Source organism: Micrococcus sp. APC 4021 (genome assembly GCF_030407635.1).
In the GTDB taxonomy this organism is placed as follows: domain Bacteria; phylum Actinomycetota; class Actinomycetes; order Actinomycetales; family Micrococcaceae; genus Micrococcus; species Micrococcus luteus.
Genome location: NZ_JASDCZ010000085.1, coordinates 1 through 9,802, shown reverse-complemented (window position 1 = coordinate 9,802; position 9,802 = coordinate 1). Strand labels below are relative to the sequence as shown.

Here is a 9,802-nt window from a genome sequence, read left to right as displayed (position 1 = left end):
ACACGCCCGGAGAGGCCCGCTCGTCTCATCTCAGCCCGTACCCCGTGGCAAGAACCTCATGACCCACAACATCTAGGCCCCTGATGGATGGCAAAGGAGCCCTAGGTGAGCAAGTTCCACGTGGACCAAATCGCAACTCGTATCCGCGAGCTGTACTCGACGGATTATTGGGACGCAAACCTTTCGGATGTAAATAACCTTTCCCGCTTGCTTGCCCGCTATGCCGTAGATCTCACGATTCCTGAGTCAAGCGACAGTGGGAATCAGCGTATTGTCGAAGTAATCGACGGTGGCGAGGACCGCGGGATCGACGCGATTGGGATTGATTTTGTGTCCCAGTTGGTCGTTCTGGTTCAGTCAAAGTGGCGTCAGGACGGATCGGGCACAATGGACCTGGCCGGACTGCTAAAGTTTCGCCGCGGAGTCGAAACCCTGCTAGGCATCAGGACGGATAACGTCCCCGTGAGTGCATCTCCTGAAATGCGTATGGCAGTATCGGATATTTTGAAGAAACCAGGCACCCGGATGCGCTTCATTGCTGTAACAACTGCGCAGGAAGAGCTCCCCACGCAACAGCAAGAGTCTATGAATGAACTTTTGTCATCAGTTAATGAAGGGGGAGCAAGTGAGCCCATTGCGAGTTTTGTACACTTGGGGCAAGGTGCTCTCTTTGACTCTATTGTTGAGCGAGAGCCTATGGATCTTGACCTCAACATGCAGATTTTTAATTGGGGGAAGATTGATGAACCCAGGCGGATGGTTTACGGGCGTGTAGACGCTGCCCAAATTGCCCAGTGGTATCGTGACCATGAACACAAGCTTTTCGCAGAGAATATTCGCCTAGTTATCCCCCGGTCCGATATCAACGACGGCATTAGAAAGACCCTCACATCCGAGCCTGAAAACTTTGCCTACTTTAACAACGGAATTACTATGGTGGTCCGTGATATGCAGGTTGCTCCCGCGGGGTCTGCGACCCGCGAAGCGGGGTACTTCACTGCCAAGGGTGTATCTATTGTGAACGGGGCCCAGACCGTCTCTACGATCGGACGGATTTCTAAGAGCGAGGGTAGCCTTGATTTTCTCGAGGCAGCCTCGGTAATGATTCGTTGTATTGTCGTGAGTGATGAAGAAGCCGAGTTTGGTAGGCTCGTAACTCGATACGCCAACACCCAGAATGATGTTTCTACCCAAGATTTCGCATTCCTTGACGCCGAACAGCATCGCCTTAAGTCCGAAATTAAGGTAATGGGTTTCGAGTATCTTTTGCGGTCGGGCGAGGATGTTCTCACGGAGTCCTCCGATAAGAGAATTGACGTCCGCAGCGCGGCAATCGCTCTGGCCTGCGCGCACCGGGATGTGGAACTGAGTGTCTTGGTCAAACGCGAGATTTCACAACTCTTCTCGGACAGGTATAGAACGATTTTTAATCCTTCCACTGATCCGCGACTCCTTGTTTCATCTGTGCTGGTGAATCAGGTAGTCGAGAATAAGCTCGGTGAGCTAGAGCCTCTTACGGAGGGGGTGAAGAATGGAGTTATAATTCATGGCAAGCGTGTAATTTCTCACCTGATCTTGAGGGGTATTGGAACTACTAATCTAAGTTCCTCTGAGTTTGCCATCGAGAACTATGATTCGTGGATCGAGGACGAGTGCGAGAGGATCGTCGCCGCGCTTGTGGAGAATTTTCCGGATAATTCGTACCCTGGTAATGTTTTTAAAAACACCATTCGCGTACGTGCTTTGCTTAACGAGAGTTCCCTCCTGTGAGCTCGGGTGTTATGTGAGGGCTCGGATGGGCTGCGTTGCGAGGAACTTCGAGCAAACACTTGGCATCGGAGGGCGCTACCTCGTGATGGTCAACGCGGCGAGCATGTTGTTCAGGTTGCCCTAGGGACTGTGGTGCGCCCAAATAGCGGACGCTATGCGGGTAGTCAGTGTCAGTGAACGGCTTGACATCCAGGTAGCAGGACATAGTTTGTACCGCCTCATTGCGTTACATAAGGGCAACGAAGCCGGTGACTTTTGGGCTAGCTGTTGTGGGTCATGAGGTTCTTGCCACGGGGTACGGGCTGAGATGAGACGAGTGGGCCTCTCCCGCAGGATGGAAGTTCCTCAACAACCCACCTGCCCGAAAAGACCCACTCATGACTCACGCTAACGCACCCCTGACCCCGACCGGCCGTCTCAGGATGGTCCACCGCCACCTGCACGACGGGATCCCGCAGGCGCACGTGGCCGCCGAGTTCCGGGTGAGCCGGCCCACGGTGGCCACCTGGGTGGCCCGCTACCGCGCCGAGGGCGAGGCCGGCCTTCAGGACCTGCCCAGCCGGCCGCACCGTTCACCTGCCCAGCTCGATCCGGTCCTGGTCGCCCAGATCCACGCCCTGCGGCGGGAGCGCAAGTGGTCAGCCCGCCGCATCCATCACCACCTCGTCTCCGAGGGCCACCGGGTGTGTCTTCGTACCGTGGGACGGTGGCTGCACCGACTCGGGATCTCCCGCCTACGGGACCTGACCCCGGCCGGAGAAGACCTGCGCCAACGACCGCAGAAGATCACCGCCCGCGGCCCGGGGCACATGGTGCACCTGGACGTGAAGAAGATCGGGAAGATCCCAGACGGGGGCGGCTGGCGCACCCACGGACGTGAAAGTGAAGCAGGCCGTGCTTCCAAGCGTGGTGCAGGCCGGCGGGTCGGCTACACCTACCTGCACTCGGCGATCGACGGGTACACCCGCCTGGCCTACACCGAGGCGTTGGAGGACGAGCGGGCGGCCACGACCGTGAGCTTCTACTGCCGGGCGCGGGCGTTCTTCGCCGCCCACGGCATCACCGTGGACCGGGTGATCACGGACAACGGGAACAACTATCGGGCTGCGGACTTCACCGCGAAGGTGGTCTCGCTCGGGGGCCGGCATCACCGGATCCGCCCCTACACCCCGCGCCATAACGGGAAGGTGGAGAGGTACAACCGGCTGATGGTCGATGAGGTCCTCTACGCCCGCCCCTACACCTCAGAGCAGGCTCGGCGTGAGGCCCTGGCGGTGTGGGTGAACCACTACAACTACCATCGGCCTCATACCTCCTGCGGGGACGCTCCTCCGGCCTCGTTGGCCCCGGCCCGAGTCAACAACGTCATGCCCTCCTACAGCTAGCCCGTCCCGCGCACAGCGGCGCCGGACCACTCCAAGGGTGCGGCGTCATCGGCGTCCGTGGGGGCAGGCAACCTCAGCCCGCTCGCACCGCCGCCTCGTCCGTCACCCGCAGCCGCTCGCCGATTAAGGCGCCGATTGCGGACAGCGGGGAGCTGACCACGAGGATGATGAGATGATGGCCGGGGTGAACGTCTACACGGGGTTGCGTGACGATCAGCCAGGAGGCTTTGGAGCGCAGGAAGTCGGAGGTTGCGCCGGCCGGGTTGTAGCCGACAGTGGTGTCGGAGTTGCGGTACTCGGCCGGGAATCGCTCAGTGAGAATGCTGCCCGTCGCCGCGTAGGTGATGGACAGCAGTCCGATGCCTGTGGACGCGGCCGAGGTGATGGCCCATGCCTGGCCGATGTCGATCAGGGGCGAATAGTGGCCACGCCGCTGGCGCCGTGTTGATGCCGCCAGCCATGGTCACTCGGTCCGGGCCCCAGGACGCATCCACGCGGCCGACGAGCAGGATCACGAGAATTGGCACGACGGCGGCTACCAGGGTCGCGTTGATCATGGCCAGGCGGTACACACCGAGCGTGTTGGTGGCGTAGCTGAACGCTAAGGTGTTCGTCGCGTAGAAACTGCCAGAGCCCAGAAGCGCGGCCATGATCGCCATGATTGGGCGGCCGCCGAGATTCTGGAGCTCCTCGCAGACCGGCGACCCCTACATCTTCACCCAAATGCACAGGGCGATGGCCAGGATCGGCATGCGAAGAGGAACAGTAAGCGCCAGCCCCATGCGTCTACGAACTCCGTGGGGAGCATGAGCGCCAGCGCGAAGACGCCGGAGGGGATCAGGGTCCCTTGCGGGGAAGCCGAGCTGCATCATGGCGGCGTAGCGGCCGCGCTGCGCGTAGTGCGTGCTCGATCGCGACGGCGGCGGCCCGCATCAACCGCCGCTCACGGCCAGGCCCTGTAGGAGGCGCAGGACGGCCAGGATGATCGGCGCAGCCAAGCCGATGCATGCGCAGGTCGGCAGCAGGTCAATGGCCCCGGTCGCGGCGCCTCTCAGCACCACGGGGAGGACCAACGTGGGGCGTCGGCCTCAGAGGTCGTCGAGGATGCTTAACCTGAACGCGCCGACCGGACGGGCCGCGAAGCCCATGCCGAAGATCACTAAGAAGCCGCGGATCGCCGCTGTTGGGTTTAGCTTGGTGAAGAAGATAGAGCGTATGGCGATCGCCCTGCAGATGACCCACTTGTAGGCGCAGAGCCCGTACTTCACCGAGAGTTCCTCCCTGGTCCGCAGGGTGGGCAAAGGCCTCGGCCTGAACGGCGTCGACGTGCTTGCTGTGGCAGGCCATGGCTTCACCAACTGCAAGGAGGTCGTGCCTACGCCATGCTCTTCGTGCCCTCCGTGGCGGGATCCCTCACGAAGAGTGCGAGCTGAACAGCGACGAGGACGTGCCGGCCGACGTCGAACTGCTGACCGGGGTGCTGGCGCGCATAGTGGAGGGGATTTGGAGGGGTCGGGATAGGCAGCGCGGCGGGCAGTCCCGCCCCAGGCTAGCGGTGCTGGTCTCCTCCGAGGGCTGATCATGGGACTGGCCCCCAGTACGCCTTGGCCTCCATCCAGGCGAGGACATCGAAGACCCGGAGTACCGAGACCTCGGTGGGCAGTGACGCCGCCGAATGGTAGGACGCGAGTCGCTGCCATATGGTCCGCTCCTGGGCGGAGAACTCTGCATGGAGCAGTGCCCGGCCCACGTAACCGTCCTTTCGGGTCTCATGGAAGACGGTCTGGCGTAGCTCGGCGTCAATGATTGGGAAGAGTCGCGGCCGCTTGCGGGCGACGAGCTTCGACGCGATCGTGGGGCCGATCTTCGGCAGGGTCTTCAGCGCCTCATAGAGCTCGTACACCGGTGCCATGTCCTTGCCGGACGGGTCCGGGTCGACGTCGATGAAGTCGCGGTCGGGGCCGACGGCCTCCAGTAGCCCAGCGAAGTGCACCCTCTGTGTGATGAGCAGATGCACGACCGCATGCCCCGGCACTGGCGTGTTCAGCAGGGCGGCGGAGGCGACGTCGTCGGAGGTGAACACGTTCGCGGACGCTGCGCGCGTCCCGCTCGGGTCGAACCCGTCCCATCGGCCGCCGATGAACTTTCCGGGCGTGAAGTAGTGGCCGAGGAGGTCGACGGCACGATCGGTCTGATCGGAGACGACGGTGCGGGGCAGGTGCAGCTGGGGTGCGGTCATGGCTTCCTCTTCCACTAGATGTAGGAGGGCATGACGTTGTTGACTCGGGCCGGTGCCAACGAGGTCGGCGGGGCGTCCCCGCAGGAGGTATGAGGCCGATGGTAGTTGTAGTGGTTCACCCACACCGCCAGGGCCTCACGCCGAGCCTGCTCTGAGGTGTAGGGGCGGGCGTAGAGGACCTCATCGACCATCAGCCGGTTGTACCTCTCCACCTTCCCGTTATGGCGCGGGGTGTAGGGCCGGATCCGGTGATGCCGGCCCCCGAGCGAGACCACCTTCGCGGTGAAGTCCGCAGCCCGGTAGTTGTTCCCGTTGTCCGTGATCACCCGGTCCACGGTGATGCCGTGGGCGGCGAAGAACGCCCTCGCCCGGCAGTAGAAGCTCACGGTCGTGGCCGCCCGCTCGTCCTCCAACGCCTCGGTGTAGGCCAGCCGGGTGAACCCGTCGATCGCCGAATGCAGATAGGTGTAGCCGACCCGCCGGCCAGGCCCGCGCTTGGAAGCACGGCCTGCTTCACTTTCACGTCCGTGGGTGCGCCAGCCGCCCCCGTCTGGGATCTTCCCGATCTTCTTCACATCCAGGTGCACCATGTGCCCCGGCCCTCTCGCGGTGATCTTCTGGGGTCGTTGGCGCAGGTCTTCTCCGGCCGGGGTCAGGTCCCGTAGGCGGGAGAGCCCGGCCCGGTGCAGCCACCGTCCCACGGTACGAAGACACACCCGGTGGCCCTCGGAGACGAGGTGGTGATGGATGCGCCGTGCGGACCACTTGCGCTCCCGCCGCAGGGCGTGGATCTGGGCGACCAGGACCGGATCGAGCTGGGCAGGTGAACGGTGCGGCCGGCTGGGCAGGTCCTGAAGGCCGGCTTCTCCCTGGGCGCGGTAGCGGGCGACCCAAGTGGCCACCGTGGGCCGGCTCACCCGGAACTCGGCGGCCACGTGTGCCTGCGGGATCCCGTCGTGCAGGTGGCGGTGGACCATCCTGAGACGGCCAGTGGGGGTCAGGGGTGCGTTAGCGTGAGTCATGAGTGGGTCTCTTCTGGCAGGTGGGTTGTTGAGGAACTTCCATCCTGCGGGAGAGGCCCACTCGTCTCATCTCAGCCCGGTACGGATGTCAAGAACCTCATGACCCACAACAACTAGAAGGCGTCACGGTGATTGTGGCTGAGGGCTCATCGCAGCGGAAGGGTGATCAGGGGGCCTCGGCAGAATGGGGTCCCATGGAGTCCACCCAGCCCGTCCCCGAGCCCTTCGTCCTGACCCTCGGTGCGGTCCTCGCCGCCGCCGGCCTTGACCCGCACGACGTCCTGGCCATCCGCCACACCTACAAGGAGTCGGGGCTGCCGTCGCGGGCGGCAGCCACGCCGGAGCGCGTACTCGCCTACACGCGGGAGCAGCACCACGTGGGGAAGTTCCCGAAGGAGCCTGCTCGCCACTGGCTGATCTTCATGGGGGAGGGCGGGCGTCGTTCTCGTCTCACCGCCGTGTACGAGAACCGCGGGGAGGCCGTGGCTGAGCGCACGGAGCGGCATCGGTACTACGACGTTGCGCCGGTGCCGCTGCTGGCCTCCCTCGAGGAGCGCCTGGTGGTGGAGTGGTCCGCAGACCCCGTGAACTGGGCCAAGCGCGGGCCCCTCGCGGCGCGGTTCCCCGTCCTGGAGATCGCCGACCCCACCACCGAGGCGTTCCCCGGCTTCGACCACGTGCTCCTCAGCTACGGGGACCTGCAGTCACTGGTGACCGAGACCCGCTACGCAGGCTGGCGCACCGCCCTGCAGGCCGTACGCGGGATCTACCTGATCGCCGACGAGACCGCGGGCCAGTGCTACGTGGGCAAGGCCGACGGCGAGCGTGGTGTGCTCGGACGGTGGGCGGCCTACGCCCGTGACGGGCATGGCGGGAACGTCGCCCTCCGGGATGCCCTAGAGCTCGACCCCGCCCAACCGGAGCGGTACACGTTCAGCCTGTTGCGCGTGTTCGGCTCCAGCACCCCGCAGGCCCAGATCGACGCCGCGGAGAAGCACTACAAGGAGGCTCTGATGACGCGCCGGTTCGGGCTGAACCGGAACTGAACGGACTTCGTAGTCCTGGGGGAGTGGGCGAAGGTCAGACGGGGGATGGAATGCCCGCGCCGAGCCTCGGGGAGGAGGACAAGCGCGCCATCCCGGCACTGCAGCCATCGCTGAGTTCCTCGAATGTGACTGCCCACGAGCACACGGGGCATCCGCAAGCCGCCCGCATTGATGTCGTCGCGCGGGCCGACGTCGTCGAGGCGGGCGGGCCAGGTCTGATGGGTGTGAACGGCCTCCCCGGAACCGGCAAGACGACGACGCTCGGGGACATCCTGGCGTCCAACGTCGTCGAACGAGCACGCCGATTGTCGGCGTGTGAGAACCCATTCGACGCCCTCACCGAACGCACCCATGAGTGGACCGGCGAGGGCAGGATGCGACGACGGGTGCGCGAGCTCCGGCCTGAGGTGGTCGGCTTCGAAATGGTGGTGGCCTCGGCGAACAACGCGGCCGTGGAGAACCTCTCCGAGGAGATTCCACAGCGGAGCGCCATCAAGGACAGCCGGAACGTGGATGCGGACTACTTCGCCGAACTGGCAGCCGCCTTGGGCGGGAGCCGCGGGGAAGAGGACGCCCTGGGCGAGGACAGCTTGACGTCGGAGCAGCCGGGCACCTCGGGCCTGGCCACTGCGCCGATGGCAACGGCACCGACTCCGCCCCGCTCCGCGCGCAGGCGGCCGACGAGGGGGTAGTGCTGCTCGGGGTCCTTCTGGAGGGGCCGGACCGGCCCGGACCGGCCCGGACCGGCCCGGGGCCGGCCGGACCAGCCTACGGATCGGACGGCTCAGCCCTGGGCCGACTCGACGTCCTCGTCGACCCAGTCGCGGGAGCGTTCCACGGCCTTCTTCCACAGCCGCAGGGCGCGCTCAACCTCCTCCTCGTCCATGGTGGGCTCCCAGCGCTTGTCCTCTTCCCAGTTGGCCACGAGCTCGTCCTGGGACGCCCAGAACCCCACCGCCAGGCCTGCGGCGTAGGCGGCGCCGAGAGCGGTGGTCTCGATGACCTTGGGGCGCACGACGGGCACGCGCAGCAGGTCCGCCTGGAACTGCATGAGCAGCTCGTTGGCGACCATGCCACCGTCGACCTTCAGTTCGGTGAGGTCCACGCCGGAGTCCGCGTTCATGGCGTCCAGGACCTCGCGGCTCTGGAAGGCGGTGGCCTCGAGCGCCGCGCGGGCGATGTGCCCCTTGTTGACGTAACGGGTCATGCCCACCATGGCGCCGCGGGCTGCGGCGTCCCAGTGCGGGGCGAAGAGGCCGGAGAACGCGGGGACGAAGTACACGCCGCCGTTGTCCTCCACGCCGGCGGCCAGGGTCTCGACCTCCGGGGCGCTGCCGATCATCCCGAGGTTGTCCCGCAGCCACTGGATCAGCGAGCCGGTGACGGCGATCGAGCCCTCCAGCGCGTACACCGGCTTCTGGTCGCCAATGCGGTACGCCACCGTGGTGAGCAGGCCGTTGTCCGAGTGCACCGGCTCCTCGCCGGTGTTGATCAGCATGAAGTTGCCGGTGCCGTACGTGTTCTTGGCCTGGCCGACCTCGAAGCACGCCTGGCCGAAGGTCGCCGCGTGCTGGTCGCCCAGGATGCCGGTGATCGGCGTCTCGCGCAGCAGCTGCTGGCCGGATACGGTGCCCACCTCGGCGGAGGAGCTGACGATCTCCGGAAGCATGGACATCGGGATGCCCATGTCCGCGCAGATCTCCTCGTTCCAGTCGAGGGTGTCCAGGTTCATCAGCATGGTGCGGGAGGCGTTGGTGACGTCGGTGACGTGCCGGCCACCCTCGCCGCCGCCGGTGAGATTCCACACGAGCCACGAGTCCGTGGTGCCGAAGATGAGGTCGCCGTTCTCGGCGGCCTCCCGGGCACCGTCCACGTTCTCCAGAATCCAGGCCACCTTGGGGCCGGAGAAGTACGTGGCCAGGGGCAGCCCGACGCGCTCCTTGTAGCGGTCCGCGCCGACGTCGCCGGCCAGGCGCTCGCAGAGGTGGTCGGTGCGGGTGTCCTGCCACACGATGGCGTTGTACACCGGCTTGCCGGTGTTGCGGTCCCACACCACGGTGGTCTCACGTTGGTTCGTGATGCCCACGGCGGCGACGTCGTGTCGGGTCACCTCGGCGCGGGCCAGGGCCTCCCCGATGACCTCGCGGGTGTTCGTCCAGATCTCCACCGGGTCGTGCTCCACCCAGCCGGCGCGCGGGAAGATCTGCTCGTGTTCGCGCTGACCAGTGGACACGATGGCCCCACTGTGGTCGAAGAGGATCGCGCGCGTGGACGTGGTGCCCTGGTCGATGGCCATCACGTAGCGGGGGGTGGTCATGTCCTACTCCTTCGGAGGTGGTC

General features: G+C 64.9%; 9 protein-coding genes. 4 read left to right on the top strand and 5 right to left on the bottom strand.

The window, feature by feature from the left end:
* Nucleotides 1-105 precede the first annotated feature (105 nt).
* Together QL983_RS08260 and QL983_RS08255 are read left to right on the top strand one after the other, a co-directional pair.
* Complete coding sequence (locus QL983_RS08260) at nucleotides 106-1,770, top strand: AIPR family protein (RefSeq protein WP_223247489.1); 1,665 nt, start codon at nucleotides 106-108, stop codon at nucleotides 1,768-1,770.
* Between the two features lie 377 nt (nucleotides 1,771-2,147).
* Nucleotides 2,148-3,155 carry an IS481 family transposase gene (locus QL983_RS08255; RefSeq protein ID WP_290152248.1) on the top strand — a complete coding sequence of 336 codons (1,008 nt, stop codon included), beginning with the start codon at nucleotides 2,148-2,150 and terminating at the stop codon, nucleotides 3,153-3,155.
* 311 nt (nucleotides 3,156-3,466) lie between these two features.
* Here QL983_RS08255 and QL983_RS08250 read toward each other — a convergent pair whose 3' ends face one another.
* The 4 genes from QL983_RS08250 to QL983_RS08235 all read right to left on the bottom strand — a co-directional run bounded on the left by QL983_RS08250 (nucleotide 3,467) and on the right by QL983_RS08235 (nucleotide 6,416).
* Nucleotides 3,467-3,805: a hypothetical protein gene (locus tag QL983_RS08250; RefSeq protein WP_134377334.1), complete on the bottom strand. Its 339-nt coding sequence runs from the start codon at nucleotides 3,803-3,805 to the stop codon at nucleotides 3,467-3,469.
* Nucleotides 3,806-4,243: 438 nt separating this feature from the next.
* The gene (locus QL983_RS08245; RefSeq protein ID WP_010079808.1) at nucleotides 4,244-4,423 is read right to left on the bottom strand and encodes a hypothetical protein; all 180 of its coding nucleotides are present in this window, start codon (nucleotides 4,421-4,423) and stop codon (nucleotides 4,244-4,246) included.
* Nucleotides 4,424-4,734: 311 nt separating this feature from the next.
* Complete coding sequence (locus QL983_RS08240; protein WP_036314458.1) at nucleotides 4,735-5,394, bottom strand: DUF6308 family protein; 660 nt, start codon at nucleotides 5,392-5,394, stop codon at nucleotides 4,735-4,737.
* A gap of 14 nt (nucleotides 5,395-5,408) precedes the next feature.
* Complete coding sequence (locus tag QL983_RS08235; protein ID WP_182496710.1) at nucleotides 5,409-6,416, bottom strand: IS481 family transposase; 1,008 nt, start codon at nucleotides 6,414-6,416, stop codon at nucleotides 5,409-5,411.
* 194 nt (nucleotides 6,417-6,610) lie between these two features.
* On the opposite strand from QL983_RS08235, the gene QL983_RS08230 reads away from it, so the two are divergent.
* Nucleotides 6,611-7,462, top strand: a complete 852-nt coding sequence (locus QL983_RS08230; protein WP_036315481.1) for a GIY-YIG nuclease family protein — start codon at nucleotides 6,611-6,613, stop codon at nucleotides 7,460-7,462.
* Nucleotides 7,463-7,512: 50 nt separating this feature from the next.
* Nucleotides 7,513-8,154 carry a hypothetical protein gene (locus QL983_RS08225; protein ID WP_223247488.1) on the top strand — a complete coding sequence of 214 codons (642 nt, stop codon included), beginning with the start codon at nucleotides 7,513-7,515 and terminating at the stop codon, nucleotides 8,152-8,154.
* A 92-nt stretch (nucleotides 8,155-8,246) separates the two neighbouring features.
* On the opposite strand, the gene glpK is transcribed toward QL983_RS08225, so the two are convergent.
* Nucleotides 8,247-9,779, bottom strand: coding sequence for a glycerol kinase GlpK (glpK, locus tag QL983_RS08220; RefSeq protein ID WP_036315487.1), 1,533 nt, complete (start codon nucleotides 9,777-9,779; stop codon nucleotides 8,247-8,249).
* Nucleotides 9,780-9,802 lie beyond the last annotated feature (23 nt).

Bases quoted from the DNA above. Each gene is read 5' to 3' on its own strand.
- QL983_RS08255 (WP_290152248.1), top strand. From the start codon at position 2,148: ATGACTCACGCTAACGCACCCCTGACCCCGACCGGCCGTCTCAGGATG.
- QL983_RS08250 (WP_134377334.1), bottom strand. From the start codon at position 3,805: ATGGCCGCGCTTCTGGGCTCTGGCAGTTTCTACGCGACGAACACCTTA.
- QL983_RS08240 (WP_036314458.1), bottom strand. From the start codon at position 5,394: ATGACCGCACCCCAGCTGCACCTGCCCCGCACCGTCGTCTCCGATCAG.
- QL983_RS08235 (WP_182496710.1), bottom strand. From the start codon at position 6,416: ATGACTCACGCTAACGCACCCCTGACCCCCACTGGCCGTCTCAGGATG.
- QL983_RS08230 (WP_036315481.1), top strand. From the start codon at position 6,611: ATGGAGTCCACCCAGCCCGTCCCCGAGCCCTTCGTCCTGACCCTCGGT.
- QL983_RS08225 (WP_223247488.1), top strand. From the start codon at position 7,513: ATGCCCGCGCCGAGCCTCGGGGAGGAGGACAAGCGCGCCATCCCGGCA.
- glpK (WP_036315487.1), bottom strand. From the start codon at position 9,779: ATGACCACCCCCCGCTACGTGATGGCCATCGACCAGGGCACCACGTCC.